The organism is Streptomyces sp. CB01881, from assembly GCF_002953255.1.
Taxonomy (GTDB): Bacteria; Actinomycetota; Actinomycetes; order Streptomycetales; family Streptomycetaceae; genus Kitasatospora.
Genome location: NZ_CP026498.1, coordinates 944,944 through 961,455 on the forward strand (window position 1 = coordinate 944,944; position 16,512 = coordinate 961,455).

The following is a 16,512-nucleotide window of genomic DNA, read 5'->3' on the forward strand; positions in this document are numbered from 1 at the left end:
TGCCTGATAGCGTGCCGGGCATGCCGCACCGCGCCACTCCGCGCCGCACGGGCCACCTCTTGCCCCTCGCCGCCGCCGATGCCTTGTGGGCCGAGTTGATGGCCAACAGTGTGTTCCCGGCCGCTGGGCAAGCGTTCACCGGCTTCCCTGCCGATCCGCGGGTGGGGTACGTGCTGCTCGGCGCACGTGCGGTGCCGACGGTGAAGGGAGTCGGCGGCCGGTGGCATGTTCAAGAGGCCGATGTGCGCCGGGCGGCCGAGGAGCTGCGTGCGGTCAAGGCGTGCGGGGTCGGCCTGGTCCGTGTCGCTCCTTTCCGCGGGTCACTGAAAACGGGGCAGAGGGAGGGGCCGGCGCTGCGGTGGCGTCAGCGCCTGGGCCAGGAATGGGCCCGGGCTCGCGTCGATGCCGCCCCTGGGCCGTTGCCGCGCGGCAGTGACCATCTGCCGCATCTGGCGGGGATCGACTGGCGTCGGTCCCTGATGGAGCGGACCGGAGCGGGGGCAGGGGACACATGGTGGCTACCTCGCACGCTGGTGAAGATGCTGGACGCGGCCGAGCACGCCGAGGAGCGGTGGCTGCTGGCCGCGCGGACCTGCCAGAGGTGCGGCGCTGTGGCGGATCAGCTCGAGCAGTGGCGGGTCCAGGCCGGCAGCAGCCGGCAGACGATCTGCCCCGACTGCCGCACAACCACGCCGCGCCCGTACAACGGGGAGCTGGAAGGCCACGTCTACTCGGTGCTCAGCAAGAAGCGCGCCTCGCTGGAAGTGTCCGGGTGGAGGTGCGCCGTCTGCCGGGAAGCACCTGCCTTCGCGGTCGACCACTGCCACGAGCACGGCTACGTCCGCGCGCCCGTCTGCCAGTCCTGCAACACGCGGGAACGGCCGAACTACCTCTACAGCAACGACGTATACGTGACCAGCCGCTACGCATCCCTCTTCCATACCCACGCCGAGGACTGGCTGCCGCACTGGCACCGCTGCCCCGGCTGCCGCGCCCGCACCACGCTGCCGTTGCCGCACCTGGCGGCACTGACCGCACTCCTGGTCGGCGAACCGCTGCGCCCGACCCACCGCGCCCCCCACAGCTCCCGCGGGCGCAAGCCCTGCGGTGAACTGCGTGCTTCCTGGACGGGCAGTCACAACGCTCCCGGCTCCTGCATGATCACCCTGAGTGTGGACTACTGCCCCAGTGGGGAGCACCGCATCCTGGCGCAAGTCCCCTACCGCGAAGCCGTCGACCGATTCCGCACCTGGCTGGCCGAGACAGCCCCGGCGGTGGCCGCTGCTGCGGGGCCCGGCCGCCATGACACCGTCCCCGCGCAGTTCCGGCCCGTCGTTCCGGACACCAGCAGCGAGGGCCTGGCGCTGTTCTGAACGTTGACTTCTGCGCACCCGCATCCTCGGCAGTGTCATCAACGAGTACTGCTATGCGGCTTGACCTGCAGCAACGACTTTCCGAGCCCCACAGGCTCCGGGAAATACTCGCCTTCGTCGCGCCGTGCCTTCGACAAAGGCACCTGCGGCTGCCTCACCATCGACCGACTCATCCGGCGCTTGGGCAGCCGCTGGACCTGTCAGCGCGCACTTGATCGGTGGCGAAGGCGTCAAGTGCGAACCCCCCAGCCGAGATCTGCGATCACGGCGAGCAACCACCGAACCCGTGCCAGTGATCTTGTCAGCGGTCACGCAATTCCCCACGATCTGCATGATCAGCGTCACGTAATTCGGCTCAGTCGCTGATCTTGTGATCGGTCGGGTGGTGTCGGTGGTCCCGGGGCTTGACCCCGGATGTTGGACACGGGGTTATGCGGCTTGGGCGAGTGTAGTTGATGTTGTGCTGAGGGCGGTCTCGTAGGCGATGGGGCTGCGGTGCCCGAGGCTGCTGTGGCGGCGGACGGTGTTGTAGCGGTGGAGCCAGCGGAAGAGTTCGAGGCGGGCTTCGCGCTCGCTGGACCAGCCCCTTCGGCCCTGGAGTGTCTCGCGTTTCGCGGTCGCGTTGAAGCTCTCCGCGAGCGCGTTGTCGGCGCTGGACCCGACGGCGCTCATGGACTGGGTCACGCCGGCCCGGCGGCAGGCCTCGGCGAAGGTCCGGGAGGTGTATTGCGACCCGTGATCGGTGTGCATCACGGTCCCGTCCAGGCTGCCGCGGGTCCGCTCGGCCGCGGCGAGCGCGTCGACGACCAGCTCGGCGCGCATGTGGTCGGCGATCGCCCAGCCGGCCAGCCGACGTGAGCACAGGTCGATCACGGTCGCGAGATAGCAGAACTTCCCGCCCCCGACGCTCAGATAGGTGATGTCGCCGACGTACTTCTGGTTCGGTTGCTCGGCGGTGAAGTCGCGGCCGACCAGGTCCGGGGCCTTCGCAGCGGCAGGGTCCGCGATGGTGGTGCGGTGTTTGCGGCGCAGTCGCAGTCCGGCGATCCCGGCGGCGTTCATCAGGCGGGCGACCTTCTTGTGGTTCACGACCTCCCCCTGGTCGCGGAGCTCGGCGGTGACGCGGGGGACGCCGTAGGTGCCGTCCGAGGCGGCGTGGACCGCGCGTATCCGCGCGGTGGCCTGGGTGTCCGCGGCCTGCCGGGCGACCCGCGCCGGGGCGGTGGACCGCCAATAGTAGAAGCTGGACCGGGCGATGCCCAGGACCTGACACAACCGCTTGACGCCGTAGCGGCGCTGGTGGTCGGCAACGAACTGGCAGCGGTTCAGGAGCCGTAATTCATTTACTGCTTGAGTTGATCTCGTTGTCGTGGTCCTCGATCACGCGCTTCAAGGCTTCGAGTGTGCGAGGAGGGCGGGGCCGGCGGAAGACGAGGATCCTGGCGAGCTCGGGCCCGGCGAATGCCAACAACGGCTTGGACCTCCCGGCGTGGTAGCTCAGCACGTTGCGCTTGCGGCCCATCAGCTCGGCCGCGAGGGTGAGGGTGACGGAGTTTCGGCTGCGGAGAACGGCGGCCAGGACACGGTGGCGGTGATCGAGGGTGCCGAAGCCGGGGTTGCGGCCGCGGCCGTCCCTGCCCGCACTTTGACGTTCGGCTTCGGTCAGGATCTGCTGGCACGGTTCGAGGCGGAGGACGAGCTGTTCGAACTCTTCTCGGGGCATGCCGGTGAGTGCGGGGTGGGTGAGGAGGAAGGTGACCTCGGCCGGGATCGGAGGCCCCGACTCGTCGCGTGGATCTTCTTGAAGCTGCTGGTCGGGGCCCTGCGGGGCGATGGTGTAGTTCCACTCGCCATGGAACTCATCGCGCTCGACCCGCTGCTCGACGCCCTTGCGCTCGGCCCGAGTGAGTGTTCGGCCGGTGGGGTACTCGTTCTCGTCGAGGACGGCCTGGACGGTCAGCCCGGTGCTCGTGCGGGTGGCCGAGATGGTCTGCAGCAGCACCTCGTAGCTGGTCAGCGGCTGCCCCCGCAGGCTGTGGGTGATCCTGGAGAACAGCCGGTGTTCGACCTTGTTCCATTTCGAAGTCGCGGGCGGAAAGTGCAGGACGGTGACGGCCAGGCCGGACTCGTCGGCGAAGGCGGCGAGGTCCTTCTTGAACAATGTGGAGTCCGCTGAGTTCGCCCCTCCCGAGTCGGCGGTGACCAGTAGGCGCGTGGCGTCGGGGTAGTCCAGGCGCCCCTGGTGGTTCCACCAGCGCCGCAGGGACTCCACCGCGAAGGCGGCGGTGTTGCGGTCGGTGCCGACGTTGACCCAGCCGGTGTCGCGTCCCAGGTCGTAGACGCCATAAGGGATGGCGATCGGTGCTCCTGGGCCCAGGAAGTCGTGGTCCGGGGCGGTGATCGGCTCGCCCTTGGGACGCCAGCTGCGGCCGGCGCGGGCGAAGTCTCCGATCGGCTCCTTCTTCTTCGCGTCCACGCTCACCACCGGCAGGCCCTGCGCGAGGAAGCGTTCGACGGCGGCGTTGATGTGCCGAAACTGGGCGTCTCGGTCGGGCACGTGGCTGCCGGCCCGGGTCTTGGCCATGCCCTGCAGGCTGAAGCCCAGCCCACGCAGCAGGTCGCCGACCACGGGGGCGCTGACCGGATGGCCCGCCTCGGTCAGCTCACGAGCCAGGTCGCGCAGCGAGGCGGTGGTCCAGCGCAGTGGCGAAACGGGGTCGCCCACCTCGTGCGGCTCGATCAGCGACTCCAGTGCCGCCACCAGGCCCGGGTCGCGCTCCGCGGCGGACTTGCGCCCACCGCCGGGTCGGCGGACCCGTCCCAGCACCTCCGCCCCGCCCGCGAGCTCGTCGCATCCCCGGGCAACGGTCGACTCCGACACCTCCGCCAGCCTGGCGACCGCCGAGATCCCGCCGTGTCCCAGAGCCTCGGCCTCGGAGGCCAGGTAGAGGCGGCGCTGCCGCTCGTCCAGATGCGGCAGCAGCACCGCGAACTTCACATCCAGCACCGCAAGGACATCACCCGGGATCGTCACAACAGCCCATCTACCATGCCCCGCAGCGACATTGGGCTGAAACCGGCAGTAATTTGCTTACGGCTCCTCACCAGCGCGTCTCCCCTGCGAAATACCGGGCGGCCTTGCGCAGGATGTCCCGCTCCTCCTCCAACTCCCGAATCCTCTTGCGCGCGGCCGCCAGCTCGGCCTGCACCGCGTCAGCAGCCGGGGCCGGAGTGACTGCCCCGGACGCCGAGTGCGATGCGGGACGCCGTCCGTCGGCGGTGCGGATCCAGTTGCGCAGGGTCTCGGTGTTCACTCCCAGGTCCTCGGCGACCGACTTGATCGTCGCCCCCGGCCGGGACCGGTACAGCGCGACCGCGTCCGCCTTGAACTGCGGCGGGTAGTGCTTCATCACCATCTCTGCAGGACTCCTATCCACCCGGACCATCAAGATCCAAGTGTCTCTGGTGTCCAACATCCGGGGTCAACGCCCGTAGACCTGCCTCGGCGTCTGCTGGTCGGCGTGGCATATCCCCGGGTTGGCGGAGCAGGTGTCATTCCCCACAGGCGTCGCGAAGACGATGTCATCGATGATCGCGCTGATGATGTGGCACAGCAGGCAGTGACCCGAGGGGTCGGTGTTGCCGACCGGGTCGCCGTTGCCGTAGGTGAAGCGGTTGCCTTGGATGGAGGGTGTCGTGCCCAGCTGCCAGGAATCGCGGGAGGCGAAGGTGCCGCTGCCGGGTCGGTACCAGCGGGCGGCCATGTTGACGTCGCCCGAGGCGGGGTCGGTCCAGCCGCTCTGGTAGCCGAGCGAGTTGGTGGCCCCGGCGCTTGCCGTGGGCTTGCCGAAGGGGTCGTAGGCGGTGGAGCCGGTGACGCTCTTGGCGGTCGGGTCGATGGTGGCGACCACATCGGTGTGCTGGTCGCTGATCACCAGGCGCGGGTTGGGCGTTGCGCCGGTGGTCGCCGTGCCGAGGAGCTTGCCGCCGGGGGTGCGGGTGTAGGTGGCGGTGCCGTCCGTGACCACGTTGTTGGAGCCGCCGTCGTAGGTGAAGGTGGTGTTTCCTGCCTGGGCAACGCGGTCGGTCGAGTCGTAGCTGTAGGTGGACGGCCCTTCCTTGACCATCCGGTCGAAGCCGTCGAACTGGACGTCCTTGGGCTGGGAGCCCTGGGCGGTGCTGCCGGTAAGGGTCCCGCGGGCCGAGTAGCTGTACGTCGTGGTCCCGTCGTTGAGCAGTTCGTTGCGCTCGTCGAAGCTGGAGGCGGTGTCGCCGGCGGAGGTCCGGTTGCCGGCCGCGTCCCAGGTGTACGCGGTGGCGGTGGTGCCGTTGTTCCAGTTGGTGAGCCGCCCGGCCAGGTCGTAGCCGTACTGGTTGGTGGCGGCCCCTGCTGTGCCGGTGGTGGTCTTGCTGGTCATCCGGCTGTTGAGGTCGTAGCTGTAGCCGATCGAGGCGACGGCCGTTCCGCTGGGGTTCTTGCCTGGCCCCCCTTGACTCGCCTTCTCCCGTGCCTACCGTCCGGCGCCATGGACCGCCGGAAGGGGCCCGTGGCGCCGCATTGTGTCCAGGGCCGCCGCCCCGGTCCGTGTCAGCAACCACACGAAGGAGACGAGCATGACGGAGAACAGGCTGCGCAGCGAGGAACGGGGCGCGGCGGGGTGGGATGGCGTAGACCGCAGGACGCGCCCTGTGGTGCGGCGGGGTTGGTGGGTGGCCTGGCGGAGTCCGGAGCGGATGGGGGGTGCGGTGCTCGCCTCGGCCGGCGCGACCTGGCTGGTGCAGGGGGTGGCGTTCGTGGTGGAACACCTGCACATCACGGTGTTCTGGCGCTGACCCCTGAGGGCCGGCCCGCCGTTTCCGCTCGGGGGTTCGGAACGGCGGGCCGGGCTTCTCCAGGCTGCGGCGTAGCCGCGGGTCACGCACCCGCGGCTACGCCGTGCGCCGTCGGGGTGGTCGTTGGCCCGCTCGAACCGCCAGAAGTCCGACAAGGACATCGCCGAATGGTGCCCGGTCGAGACCGAGAAGTGCGACTACATCAACCGCTGGACCGTATCCAAGACCCGCTGGCGCCAAAGCGTCGACACCACCGAGAAGAACGTCCTGCGTGACCTCGGCGCGAACTGCCCCAACGACAACCTGACCATCAGGCTCGCCCGCTGACCGCCAGACCCGGCACCGCCGGGCGGCAGCGGGAACACCCGCCAGGCCCCGCTGCGCCAGGTCGACGGCCGCGTCCGTGGTCGGCACGGGGTCAGCAGACACACGAGTATTCGTGGTCGGCGCCGCAGTCGCAGCAGTGGAAGCCCTCGATCAGGTACCCGCACCCCTCGCAGCCGAAGTCGAAGGCCACCAGGTCGTCGTCGTGCTCGTCCGTGGTCGCGCTGTCACGGGCGTTGCGCTGCTGTTCGAGGAGCTCTACGGCGGCCTTGTAGGTGGTGATGTTCTTGTAGCCCTCGAAGATGTCGTACAGGAGAACGCGTTCGGCGGTGTCGGGGTGGTCGAGCAGCGCGATCGCGTCGGTGTGCGTGAGCTTGTAGGTGCTCTTGATCGCGGCGAGTGCGCTCTTGCGGGCGTGGTTCTTCGGCATGGCAGGCCCCTCCCAGGGCTGCGGCGATCCCGTGACCCGCCGCGCAGGAAGGCGTCGGCCGGAAGAAGCGAAGGATGGAACTGGCGGCTCGGCGCGGAGCACCTTCGGCCGCGTCCGGTCACGGGCCGGACGGTCGCCGGGCCTGGCGAGCCGGGCCCACGGTCACTGACCGCGTATCAAAGGTAGTGGACAGCCCCGACAGTGTCCGGCGGAACGCGGTGAGCTGCCTCGGCGGGTCCGACGTGCGGCCCGGAGCCCGGCACCCGCCGCCCGTCGCGGACCAATTTCGGGCGGACGCGCGGCGCACGGGTGAACCAACACCGACTGGCGCACCCGGACGAGCCAAATCGGTGTTGATTCATGCGTGACAGCTCACGGCGACTACCAGTTCCTCTCCGATCCCGCCGACGCCTGGACGCTCATGCTCCCCATCGTCCCCGGCTCACGCCCGGCCGACGACGAGACCGTCGTCCTGAGGAAACCGGCCACGGACACCTTGCAGATCCCGGCGAACGTCGACAGGTGGGTGGAGCTGTCCGAGGCGCTCACACAGGCGGGTGTTCCGCCGGCCGTGGGCGACGTCGCCGCGTTGCGGCAGATCGCGAAACTGGACCAGGTCGTGGCGGACGCGGTTGTCCGCTGGGTTCTCGTTGCCAACCGGTGGACCCGCTGACGCTTCGGTCGTCCGGTGCGGACCTGGTCCTGGTCGTTGGGCCCTACCTGCGGCGGAGCACGCAGCTCGCTTGAGCCAGGTGGCTCGGTCGGCGAGTTGTTCGGTGTCCCAGCCGGCACCGACAGGTCGGCGGGTGGTCAGGGCTTGCGGTTGAGGAGGAGGGTGAGGAGGTCGCGGGCGGCGCGGCGGCGGTGCGGGGTGGGCGCGGCGATGGCGGTGAGGGCGAGGACGGTGATGGTGGTGAGGTAGCCGGCGGCCGAGGTGGCCAGGGCGAGGGTTGCGGGGTCGTGGGCGTTCATCGGCTTCTTCCGTTCAGCTGGGCCGGGCCGGCGCGCGGTGGGTGCCGGCCCGGTAGACGGGGCGGGTGGGTCAGTGGGAGGCGAGTTCCTGGAGGCGGTGGGCGACGTCGGCGGTGGGCAGGCTCAGCAGGCCGCAGTCTCCGTCCTCGCGGGGCAGGTCGTTGATCGCCTCGCGCAGTGCGCTGTCGGGGCGGGGAAGGCCGGCGGTGTCGGGCAGGGGCGGGGCGAGGCGGGAGGCGAGGTGGGCGTAGCCGGGCAGGTCGGGCAGTTCGGGGGCGATGGGGGCGATGGTGCCATCTTCGAGGCGGGCGGGGCCTGCTGGAACCAGTGCTCGGCGTCGTGCGGCTCGCCCATGCGCAGGTGGTGGAGGTAGAGGCAGTAGGCGGCGAGGTGGCTGCCGGCGCCGGCGGCGAACTGCCACCACCAGGTGGCCGAGTACTGGCGTCCGGCGAGGTCGAGCAGGCAGCCGAAGACCAGTGCTCCGTTGGGTTCCCATCCGTCGACGAGGCGGTCGATCGTCTCGTAGGCGTCGGGTTCGTTGATGACGACGGTGGCCAGGGTCCGCAGGTCGCGGCGGGCGTCGGCGTGCACGGTCGTGGGCGCTGTGGGGGGGGTCTGCGGCGCGAGGGCGGCGAGTTTCTCGGCGATGCGGCGCTGGCCGGCTTCGAGGTCGTAGCGGGGGCGGTCGGCGGGCAGGGGGCCCGCGGCCTTCAGCAGGCGATCGAGGTCGGGGAGGGTCGTCACCTGGTCACTCCTGGTCCTTGGTGGTGGCGGGGCTGATGATCCGGCGTGGCTGCAGCCGGGCCTCCAGCTTGTGTCGGGCCTGGGTGGTGAGGGACTTCACCGTTGCCTCGTCGATGCCCATCGCCGTGCGGGCCACGCTGAGCCCGGTGATGAAGCGGAGCACGATCACGTCGAACTTGGCGCCCGTCAGTGCCTTGATGGCCTCGCCGAGCGCGATGCCCGCCTCCAGGTTGTTGACGCTCACGGTCAGGTCGTCCAGGAACGGCTCCTTCTCCAGGCGCAGCGCCTCGGAGAACATCAGCCGGCCCGGACAGGGCGCGGAAGCGGTCGACGTACTCGCGTTCCACCTCCACCAGGTGGCGCAGCGCGGCCCAGGCGTGGGTGGCAGGCTGGGGGTGTGTCAGGACGCGGTCCCAGCAGGCGCCGAGCTCGACGAATGCTTCGGTGACGAGGTCCTGGGCGAGGGTGGCGTCGTCGAGGCAGGCGTAGGCGTAGTCGAAGTAGGCGTCGGCGTGGAGCTCCTGGAAGGCTCGGAAGGTTATGGGCAGGTCCACCCGGGGGGTGGTGCCGGCGGCGTCGGTGTGGGTCGGGTCGGTCACTTCGCCTCCCCGGCCGGGTCCGGGACGCTGCCGCGCGGCCGGCGGGAACGGGCGGCGCAGGGCAGGGCGAGGACCACGGTGCCGGGTCGGCCGGCGGGCCGCGGCGGGAGGGGAGGATGCAGGTACATAGGGCGGGGTCCTTCGCTGGTCGGGTACAGGGGCACGGTGACGTTCCGCGGGGGTCCATGCGCGTAGCGTGCCGATAGGGGCATCCAATCCTTCGAACAGGCGAAAGGTTCACGTTCCGAAGGTAAAGAATTGCAGAGGGTGACATTCCGCGGCTTGGGCAACGACTACCGCCTGAAAACGGGTATATGGCCATGAAGCATGGCGACAGCACCCCTCCACACCCGGGAAACGCTTCAAGTCATGGACGCGAGAACCGGCCCGACTCGAACACCACGCTGCCTGGAGGAAACCGGCCGCCCACAACCCCGGCGCAGCCACGACAGCACCCTGCACCGCCGACTACGCCAAGGCGGCGGCCACCGTGTCCTCCGGCCGCCTCTCGACGGCGGCGCTCTCCTCCACCACGCCGACGGAGCCGCTCGCGTCCGGCAGCCACAGCTCCGCGGCACGAGAACGCGACGCCGAACCCCGCCCCGACACCGTCACCCGCGCCCGCCGGCCGGTCAGCTGCCCGTGACCCTCCCCCAGTCCGAAACCACCGCCTGGAGCTCACCTCCAGGCGCAGCTGGGCGCCGGGCCAGGGACCGGGGGTGATGAGAACGGTGCCGTTGCGGCGCAGCTGCGCCGCGAGGCGCTCAAGGGCGCGGGGCGCAAGGCCGGTGGGTGCGGCGGCGAGGACGACGGTGCAGGCCGAGGCGAGCGCGGTGACGACCTCGGCGAGGTGCTCGCCGGGGTGGTCGGCGACGACGAGGCGGCGCAGGTCGATGCCGTAGCCGTCCGCTGCTGCCAGGCCGAGGTCGGGCAGGCCGACGGCGGCTGTCCAGGCGTGGTCGTCCGCGATGGCGGGGCCGGCGGCGAGGGCCCGGAGCAGGCTCATGTCGGTGGCCTCGGTGATGGTGCCCTTGGCCAGGCCGCCGTGCGGAAGCAGCCGGGCGAGCGGTTCCAGGACCGGCAGGACGGTGGCTTGGGCCTGCCGGGCGCGGGTCGCCGGGGAGGTCTGTTCCAGCAGGGCGGCAAGCCGCTCGGCGCTGTCGACGTACGCCTGGTCGCGGATGGCGGCGAGCCTGGTCACCGGGCCTTCCGATCGGCACCGGCCGCGGCCGGTGCCGGGGACTGCGCGCCGGGCCGGGCGGACGTGGTGTCGGCCGGAACGGGCTGCAGCACTGCGGTGTCGGCGATCACCCAGGCGGCCTGTGCGTCTTCTCCCCAGCGCACGTGGGCGATCCACGGTCCGGGGCCGGGGCGGCGGCGGGCGGTGACGAGGCCGGAGTGCCACCGGCCCGCGGTAAGGACCCAGGCCAGCCGCCAGCACCGGTCCGCGCCGCCCGGATCGGGTGAGCCGGCCATCTCGGACGGCACCGTCACGGCGTCGCGCCACCGGCCGAAGTACGGTCCGACGGCCGGCTCGGGCAGCGGCCGGACGGTCTCCTCGGAGTAGAGGAACCAGCCCCAGGCCTGCCCGTCAAGCGTGGCCACGTCGTCGCCCCACCGCACGTGGACCACCCAGCGCGTACTGCCGGGCGGGCGACGCCAGACCGTGAGCAGCCCGGGCCGCCCCCGGCCGCCGAGCCGGATCTCCACCAGCCGCCACCGGCGCACGTCCCGGGAGGCGCCGGGCAGCGTCATCAGCTCCCGTGGTGCCCGTTCGGCATCCCCGGGCAGCCCTTCTGGAGGCGCGGGGCGGGAGAATGGCACGGCTGAGGTCATAGACTAAGTATTCGACCATTTGTTCGAGTGATCAAACGTCAGCCATCCGCCACCTCGCGCAGGCTCTCTGTGCCGAGGCGCGATATGTGTCACTTCGGCACGCTAACTGTCACCAAGATCGTTTCGGTGGCATGGGGCCGCTGTCGTCCCGGTGAAACTCCCTGGGGCGACGTGACCAGTTCGGGGCCGGTGAGTTCACCGGGCATGACGTCTATGGGCCTGCCTCTGTGGAACGAGTGGACGACGCACGGCGAGACACAGCACCAGGAGCAGGTGGATTTCGGGGGTGGGCCAGCGGCCGGCCGGAGTCTGACGGAGGAGGAGCGGCCGCGCTGGAGCGGGCGGCGGCCACCGGGGAGCGCGGGTGCTGGGCTTCTCGGGCGCTTGGTGGGCCGCCGTGCGACAGGCCTCTGCGGTGGCTTCGGCGGGCCTGGTGTCCGCAAGCTGGCGCTCGGAATCGGGGCTCGAAGGGGTCGTGCCGGTGGACGAGGGGCGCCACCAGCGGCAGGCCCGTGGGTCGCTACAGGACCCACGCGCCCGGCAGGTCAGTGCCGCGCAGTTCCGCCCCGCTATTTCACCCGCCGACATTCGCACGCACGAAAGTGACCGCATACTCGAATTGGCGCGGTCAATTATTCCTGCCCTGAAAGCAGAGAATTTTCTTAGTGCGTGATTCCGCGTTCCCTCCGCAGTTCGCAGCCCGCTGCCCGGGACCGGACGGGCCGGCCACGGGCAGCGGGCGGGGGTCATCCCGCGTATGCCAGGCTGATCTGGTCGCCGAAGACCACCCAGTGCTGGCCGGGGTCGTTCGCGTCGCACGGCTTGGTGCCGACGTTCGGCGTGCCGTAGGCGTTGGCGAGGCAGTAAGCCGGGGCGTTGGTGAGGAAGATCTTGTCGCCCTGGAAGCTCCAGTACTGGCCCGGGTCGCGGCCGTCGCACGCCTTGGTGCCGACGCTCTGGGTGCCCCAGGGGTTGGTGAGGCAGTAGGCGCGGGCGTTGGCCAGGGCGATCTGGCTGCCCGTCACGGTCCAGTGCTGGCCCTGGTCTGCGGCGTCGCACGCCTTGGTGCCGACGTTCGGCGTGCCGTAGGCGTTGGCGAGGCAGTAGACGCCCGGGTGCAGCGCCGGCGCGGCCGCCGCGCTCCCGACCGGAAGGAAGGAGGCGGTGAGCGCCAGAGCGGCGAGGGCGAGCGTCCTGCGGAGGGCGAGTGCCATGGGGAATTAATCCATTCTCGATGCAACACATGCTATTCGTGAACGATCATTACATTAATCGACCGCCCGGTTCGAGCGCGCAGAGAATTTCTATCACCCCTCGGCACCGCCCAAGAAGCCGAGCTTTGCGCATTCATCCGAACGGGGAGTGGGCCACCCGGGAGGGAGCTCCGACGAGGACTCCTGCGGCGGCGGGGCCGCTGAAGACCCGCGGTCCTTGACGGCGCCAGGGGGGCCGGGATGCTCTGTGCGAGGCGCCTGAGGCGTCTGGGAGTCGTGGCCGGTTCCGGGTGCCGGCCACGCAGGCACCGTCGACAGCGGCGGGTGACCACGCCGATGCTACGTGTTGCTGTCATATGCGGAAGCGTGACGGATCCACGTCCGGTGCGGCGCCTTCCGAGAGCCAGGCAGCGGGCTGCCGCCCAGGCCGTCGCGGCGGCGCCAACCCGACCCCGTCCGCACCAGGTGCGGACAGAAGGAGACAAGCCTCATGGCACTGTCAGCAGCCGACCTCGCCAAGCTCGGCAACACGCCGATCGGCATCCAGTCCACGTTCTTCCACAACATCTTCCTGCGCCTGGACGGCGCGGGCGTGACCGTCTCGACGGACAACGGCGGCGGCAAGGTCAACTGCCAGTACGGCCCCGGCCCGCTGACGGCGTTCAAGGTCCACGCCAACGCGGACGGCTCGTTCTCCTTCGAGTCGGCGGTGTCCGCGAACGTGTTCCTGCGCATGGACGGCCGCGGCGTCCCCTCCACGATGGCCGGCGGCGGCACGGTCAACGGCCAGTTCGGCCTGGGCCCCTGGGAGAAGTTCCTCCTCATCGCCCAGCCCGACGGATCGTTCTCCCTCGCCTCGCAAGCCTTCCCCGGCATCTGCCTGCGCCTGGTGACCGGCAGCGGCGTCACCACCGAGACCGGCCCCGGCGGCACCGTCAACTGCCAGACCAACGCCATCGGCGGCGAGAACGAGAAGTTCTGGCTCGACGTCGCCTGACCTTCCATGCAGGTGCTCCGGAGATCCGCCGGGGCACCGCATGCGGGGCCGACCGCGAGCGCCGCCAACCCGGTCGGCGTGGCAACCCCGGGCTCGGACACTCCCACGCCGGGCCGCAGGCCAGCGGCTGACAGCGCACACCCCCACGGCATCGCCCCCGTGAGCGGACACCGAATACCCACCGGCCCGCTGTGGCCGACCAGCATTCGACTGCGGTGCAGGTGACAGGTAGCGTGCCGAAACGGTGACAACCACCGTGCTTCACCAGGCGAAATCCGCCAGGTCATCTGACGCCGTTGGTGACAGCTACGGCGCTTCGGCACACTCTCGTGCCGACATCAGCCCCGTGGCCCGAGTGGCGCGACCGGCCGCCGAGGCCCGCCCGGCTACGGTGGATCACCCCCGCTCCCCGAGGACACTCATGCGCCCCGCCCGCTTCCAGCAGTTGCTCCTCGACGCCGCGGCCGGCCTGCCCGGCACGGCCGCGAAGGCCTTCGCCGACACCGGCCACACCCGCCACCCGTACGGCATCGCCGTCGAGGCCGGCGGACGAACCTCCCTGTGGCAGGTCGCAGGACTCGGCGCCCCCGGCGACAAGTGGTCCGAACCCGAGCCCGAGCCGGTCCTCGGCACCAAGGCCTCCGCCGTGGACGTGCCCGGGCATGCGGCGTGGGTGTCGATGGTCTCGCAGGTACTCGGTCGGGTCACGATGCCGGGGGTGAGGGTGTCGTAGCGTCCCTTGTAGGTTCCGGGTTTCGGTGTCCAACGGCATCGGCGTGACCTGCAGGGCTTCGGCGTTCCACGCTCGTGTCATCCGAACGCGTTCCTGAGAACTGTGTCCAATCCTTGCTGGTCGGGCTCTATGACGTCGCTGGTCCTGAGCGGGGTCGGGGGTTATGCGCCCGAAGCGCAGTGAGCGCGCGCTTGGCTATCTCGTCGGACGTGCCGGCAGCGTCGACCGTGACGAGGAGATCCTGCCTGGCGTAGTGCCGGGTGACGGGCTCCAGCCACGCATCGCGGGACCTGAACTTACTGCGGATGCTGCTCTCGGTGTCGTCCCCGCGTTGGTAGAGCTCACCGCCGCAGACGTTGCAGACGCCATCGACGAGGAGCTGGTCCACCTCTGGCTCGAAGCGGTGGGTCCGCTCGTCGCGGCAGAAGCCACGGGCGGCCAGGCGGCGGACGTGGCGCTCCACCTCCGCCTCGGGAAGGCGCAGGTGCAGCACACCGTCGAGGGGTTTGCCGAGCTCCCGGAGGAGCTCGTCCAGAGCGAGCGCTTGTGCGGTGCTGAGCGGGTATCCGACGAGGAGGAAGCCCGCAAGAGCCTCCCGGTGCAGGCAGTCACGGACGATCGCGGTGATGATCTCGTCGGGGAACAGACTGCCGGAATTGATGATCTCTGCGGCTCGGATCCCCGACTCGCTGCCCTGGGAGAGGTGAGCACGCATCAGATCGCCGACTGAAATCTGCGGCACTGCCAGGGCCTCAGCCAGCGCGGTGGCCGGGGCTTGCTGCCTGAGTCGCTGTTGTCTTTCCGGGCGTGAGAGCTGCGTTTCCGCTGTTCAGGCATGAGGTCGGCGGTCTCGGGGAGTGGTGGCGTGTTGAGTCGCCGCTCGTGTGGAGGTCGGGATGCCGTCGGTCGTGGGACTGCTGGAACAGCGTGAGCTCACCGCTCGCCGTCGTCTGGACAACCTTCGGGAGGAGGCCGACCGTATCCAGGCCGAGCTGGTCGTGGCCGAGCGGGAGTGGAACGAGTGGGTCATCGCCCGTTCGCGTGTCGACGAGGTGCTGTCCTCAGGGGGCGACGTCGCCGGCCCGGGTGCCGCCGAGGAGCCGTCGGATCGCGGTGAACCGTGCGCGCTGCCGGCATCTTCGGAGGCGGCGAAGCCCAAATCGGTGGTGCCGATGTGGCGTGCGGGGCTGGCCTGGTCGGCACTGTCGGTGGACTACCAGCGCATCCTGCAGGTGCTCGCGGACCGGAATCGTCTCGGCCAGGGGTCACTGACGTGCCAGGAGATGGCCGGCAGCTTCGGCCTGGACCCGGTGCCCGCGAAGGTGGAGGCCCTGCGGTCGAAAGCGAAGCGGCTGACAGCGCGGGGGTGGCTGGCCGAGCCGGCACCGGGCCGGTTCACGCTGGCGAAGGCCGTGGCCGGGCCAGGCGGCGGGTCATGAGCATCGTCGCCGACCAGTAGACCATCGCCTCCGCGCTGGTGGTGGAGCGTTCGAAGTCCCGCACGAGGCGGCGGCTTCGCATCAGGTGGGCGAAGAACCGCTCCACGATCCACCGCTTGGGCAGCACGACGAAGCCGCGCATGTCGTCACTGCGTTTGACGATGGCGAGGACCAGGGCGAGGGCGGCCAGGCAGTGCTCGACGAGGGGGCCGGTGTAGCCGCCGTCGGCCCAGACCAGGGCCAGCCGGTGGTGTGCGGCGGCGACCCGGGCGAGCAGGACATGGGCGGCGGCGCGGTCGCCGATGTCCGCCGCGGTGACCATCACCCCCAGCAGCAGGCCGAGGGTGTCGACCACCACGTGGCGCTTGCGGCCGTTGATCAGCTTGCCGCCGTCGAAGCCGCGGCTGTCGGCGCCGACGACGGCGTCCGCCTTGACGGACTGGGAGTCGATCACGCCCGCGCTCGGCTCCGGGTCCCGCCCCGCCCTCTCCCGGACCCTTCCACGCAACCGGTCGTGGAACTCCTGCACCAGACCGAGGTCGCGCCAGCGGCGGAAGAACGCGTAGACCCGGTCCCATGGCGGGAAGTCGGCCGGCATCGCCCGCCACTTCGTTCCGTTGTCGGCGAGGTAGCGGATCGCGTCCAACATCATGCGGTGGCAGTAGGCCTCCGGCTGACCGCCCCGCCCGCGCAGCCAGGCCGGCACCGGCAGCAGCGGCCGCACCACCGCCCACTCCGCGTCCGACATGTCCGTCGGGTAGCGGCGCTCGCGCGCCCCGTGGTCGGCGGCGTTCCCGAACCGGTGAGCGAGGCAGTCACACGCGAGGGTGACCGAAGTGGACCCTGCCTCCGCGATGGCGTACAACTGCGACAACAGGGCCTCCTGGACCGCTCTTTGGCGTAGACACCCTTCGAGCTACCAAGAGGCCCTGCTTTCATGCGCGGCGGCCGCCACACTCACCCGATCGAGACTCCCGTTCGACCAACACCGCTCAAGATCGGAACGACAACAGCCACT

General features: G+C 70.4%; 18 protein-coding genes and 2 pseudogenes. 8 read left to right on the forward strand and 12 right to left on the reverse strand.

What is annotated here, in order from left to right; translation table 11 throughout:
* Positions 1-539: 539 nt before the first annotated feature.
* The gene (locus tag C2142_RS39280; RefSeq protein ID WP_241002372.1) at positions 540-1,373 is read left to right on the forward strand and encodes an endonuclease domain-containing protein; all 834 of its coding nucleotides are present in this window, start codon (positions 540-542) and stop codon (positions 1,371-1,373) included.
* A gap of 429 nt (positions 1,374-1,802) precedes the next feature.
* On the opposite strand, the pseudogene C2142_RS04325 reads toward C2142_RS39280, so the two are convergent.
* From C2142_RS04325 to C2142_RS04340, 4 genes and pseudogenes are all read right to left on the reverse strand, one after another.
* Positions 1,803-2,705, reverse strand: a pseudogene (locus C2142_RS04325) (IS3 family transposase); the annotation flags it as partial.
* Between the two features lie 490 nt (positions 2,706-3,195).
* Positions 3,196-4,401, reverse strand: a pseudogene (locus tag C2142_RS04330) (ISAzo13 family transposase); the annotation flags it as partial.
* Positions 4,402-4,474: 73 nt separating this feature from the next.
* Positions 4,475-4,789, reverse strand: a complete 315-nt coding sequence (locus C2142_RS04335) for a transposase (RefSeq protein WP_162002401.1) — start codon at positions 4,787-4,789, stop codon at positions 4,475-4,477.
* Positions 4,790-4,855: 66 nt separating this feature from the next.
* Positions 4,856-5,791: an RHS repeat-associated core domain-containing protein gene (locus C2142_RS04340; protein WP_148641163.1), complete on the reverse strand. Its 936-nt coding sequence runs from the start codon at positions 5,789-5,791 to the stop codon at positions 4,856-4,858.
* A 196-nt stretch (positions 5,792-5,987) separates the two neighbouring features.
* Here C2142_RS04340 and C2142_RS04345 point away from each other — a divergent pair, with 196 nt between their 5' ends.
* Complete coding sequence (locus C2142_RS04345; RefSeq protein ID WP_148641164.1) at positions 5,988-6,206, forward strand: hypothetical protein; 219 nt, start codon at positions 5,988-5,990, stop codon at positions 6,204-6,206.
* Positions 6,207-6,329: 123 nt separating this feature from the next.
* Complete coding sequence (locus C2142_RS04350; protein ID WP_148641165.1) at positions 6,330-6,533, forward strand: hypothetical protein; 204 nt, start codon at positions 6,330-6,332, stop codon at positions 6,531-6,533.
* Positions 6,534-6,624: 91 nt separating this feature from the next.
* Here the strand turns inward: C2142_RS04350 and C2142_RS04355 are convergent, their stop codons facing one another.
* Positions 6,625-6,960 carry a hypothetical protein gene (locus C2142_RS04355; RefSeq protein WP_148641166.1) on the reverse strand — a complete coding sequence of 112 codons (336 nt, stop codon included), beginning with the start codon at positions 6,958-6,960 and terminating at the stop codon, positions 6,625-6,627.
* Positions 6,961-7,324: 364 nt separating this feature from the next.
* On the opposite strand from C2142_RS04355, the gene C2142_RS04360 reads away from it, so the two are divergent.
* Positions 7,325-7,633, forward strand: coding sequence for a hypothetical protein (locus C2142_RS04360; RefSeq protein ID WP_148641167.1), 309 nt, complete (start codon positions 7,325-7,327; stop codon positions 7,631-7,633).
* 137 nt (positions 7,634-7,770) lie between these two features.
* On the opposite strand, the gene C2142_RS04365 is transcribed toward C2142_RS04360, so the two are convergent.
* The 6 genes from C2142_RS04365 to C2142_RS04390 form a co-directional block, all read right to left on the reverse strand.
* A complete protein-coding gene (locus tag C2142_RS04365; protein ID WP_153882752.1) occupies positions 7,771-7,932 on the reverse strand; it encodes a hypothetical protein in 162 nt (53 codons plus the stop codon).
* A 123-nt stretch (positions 7,933-8,055) separates the two neighbouring features.
* Positions 8,056-8,676, reverse strand: a complete 621-nt coding sequence (locus C2142_RS04370; RefSeq protein ID WP_148641168.1) for a hypothetical protein — start codon at positions 8,674-8,676, stop codon at positions 8,056-8,058.
* 4 nt (positions 8,677-8,680) lie between these two features.
* A complete protein-coding gene (locus C2142_RS04375; RefSeq protein WP_148641169.1) occupies positions 8,681-8,974 on the reverse strand; it encodes a hypothetical protein in 294 nt (97 codons plus the stop codon).
* A 668-nt stretch (positions 8,975-9,642) separates the two neighbouring features.
* On the reverse strand, positions 9,643-10,476 hold the full coding sequence (locus C2142_RS04380; RefSeq protein WP_148641170.1) for a hypothetical protein: 834 nt from the start codon (positions 10,474-10,476) through the stop codon (positions 9,643-9,645).
* The gene (locus C2142_RS04385) at positions 10,473-11,111 is read right to left on the reverse strand and encodes a hypothetical protein (protein ID WP_148641171.1); all 639 of its coding nucleotides are present in this window, start codon (positions 11,109-11,111) and stop codon (positions 10,473-10,475) included. The genes C2142_RS04380 and C2142_RS04385 overlap by 4 nt, the downstream gene beginning before the upstream one ends.
* Positions 11,112-11,857: 746 nt before the next feature.
* Positions 11,858-12,325, reverse strand: a complete 468-nt coding sequence (locus tag C2142_RS04390; protein WP_148641172.1) for a ricin-type beta-trefoil lectin domain protein — start codon at positions 12,323-12,325, stop codon at positions 11,858-11,860.
* Positions 12,326-12,815: 490 nt separating this feature from the next.
* Here C2142_RS04390 and C2142_RS04395 point away from each other — a divergent pair, with 490 nt between their 5' ends.
* The 4 genes from C2142_RS04395 to C2142_RS04410 all read left to right on the forward strand — a co-directional run bounded on the left by C2142_RS04395 (position 12,816) and on the right by C2142_RS04410 (position 15,494).
* Positions 12,816-13,322: a hypothetical protein gene (locus C2142_RS04395; protein WP_148641173.1), complete on the forward strand. Its 507-nt coding sequence runs from the start codon at positions 12,816-12,818 to the stop codon at positions 13,320-13,322.
* A gap of 421 nt (positions 13,323-13,743) precedes the next feature.
* Complete coding sequence (locus tag C2142_RS04400; RefSeq protein WP_148641174.1) at positions 13,744-14,055, forward strand: hypothetical protein; 312 nt, start codon at positions 13,744-13,746, stop codon at positions 14,053-14,055.
* Between the two features lie 163 nt (positions 14,056-14,218).
* Entirely contained in the window at positions 14,219-14,785 is a 567-nt protein-coding gene (locus tag C2142_RS39285) for a hypothetical protein (RefSeq protein ID WP_241002373.1), read from the forward strand.
* Positions 14,786-14,951: 166 nt separating this feature from the next.
* Positions 14,952-15,494, forward strand: coding sequence for a hypothetical protein (locus C2142_RS04410; RefSeq protein WP_148641175.1), 543 nt, complete (start codon positions 14,952-14,954; stop codon positions 15,492-15,494).
* Here the strand turns inward: C2142_RS04410 and C2142_RS04415 are convergent.
* Positions 15,451-16,368 (reverse strand): IS5 family transposase, encoded by a 918-nt coding sequence (locus tag C2142_RS04415; protein WP_241002374.1) that lies wholly within the window; start codon positions 16,366-16,368, stop codon positions 15,451-15,453. The two genes, C2142_RS04410 and C2142_RS04415, sit on opposite strands and share 44 nt — an antisense overlap.
* Positions 16,369-16,512: the final 144 nt, after the last annotated feature.

Excerpts from the sequence above, each read along its gene's own strand:
- C2142_RS04345 (WP_148641164.1), top strand. The coding sequence starts at position 5,988 with ATGACGGAGAACAGGCTGCGCAGCGAGGAACGGGGCGCGGCGGGGTGG.
- C2142_RS39285 (WP_241002373.1), top strand. The coding sequence starts at position 14,219 with ATGCGCCCGAAGCGCAGTGAGCGCGCGCTTGGCTATCTCGTCGGACGT.
- C2142_RS04395 (WP_148641173.1), top strand. The coding sequence starts at position 12,816 with ATGGCACTGTCAGCAGCCGACCTCGCCAAGCTCGGCAACACGCCGATC.
- C2142_RS39280 (WP_241002372.1), top strand. The coding sequence starts at position 540 with ATGCTGGACGCGGCCGAGCACGCCGAGGAGCGGTGGCTGCTGGCCGCG.
- C2142_RS04375 (WP_148641169.1), bottom strand. The coding sequence starts at position 8,974 with ATGTTCTCCGAGGCGCTGCGCCTGGAGAAGGAGCCGTTCCTGGACGAC.
- C2142_RS04410 (WP_148641175.1), top strand. The coding sequence starts at position 14,952 with ATGCCGTCGGTCGTGGGACTGCTGGAACAGCGTGAGCTCACCGCTCGC.
- C2142_RS04390 (WP_148641172.1), bottom strand. The coding sequence starts at position 12,325 with ATGGCACTCGCCCTCCGCAGGACGCTCGCCCTCGCCGCTCTGGCGCTC.
- C2142_RS04365 (WP_153882752.1), bottom strand. The coding sequence starts at position 7,932 with ATGAACGCCCACGACCCCGCAACCCTCGCCCTGGCCACCTCGGCCGCC.
- C2142_RS04400 (WP_148641174.1), top strand. The coding sequence starts at position 13,744 with ATGCGCCCCGCCCGCTTCCAGCAGTTGCTCCTCGACGCCGCGGCCGGC.
- C2142_RS04340 (WP_148641163.1), bottom strand. The coding sequence starts at position 5,791 with ATGACCAGCAAGACCACCACCGGCACAGCAGGGGCCGCCACCAACCAG.
- C2142_RS04385 (WP_148641171.1), bottom strand. The coding sequence starts at position 11,111 with ATGACCTCAGCCGTGCCATTCTCCCGCCCCGCGCCTCCAGAAGGGCTG.
- C2142_RS04335 (WP_162002401.1), bottom strand. The coding sequence starts at position 4,789 with ATGGTGATGAAGCACTACCCGCCGCAGTTCAAGGCGGACGCGGTCGCG.
- C2142_RS04355 (WP_148641166.1), bottom strand. The coding sequence starts at position 6,960 with ATGCCGAAGAACCACGCCCGCAAGAGCGCACTCGCCGCGATCAAGAGC.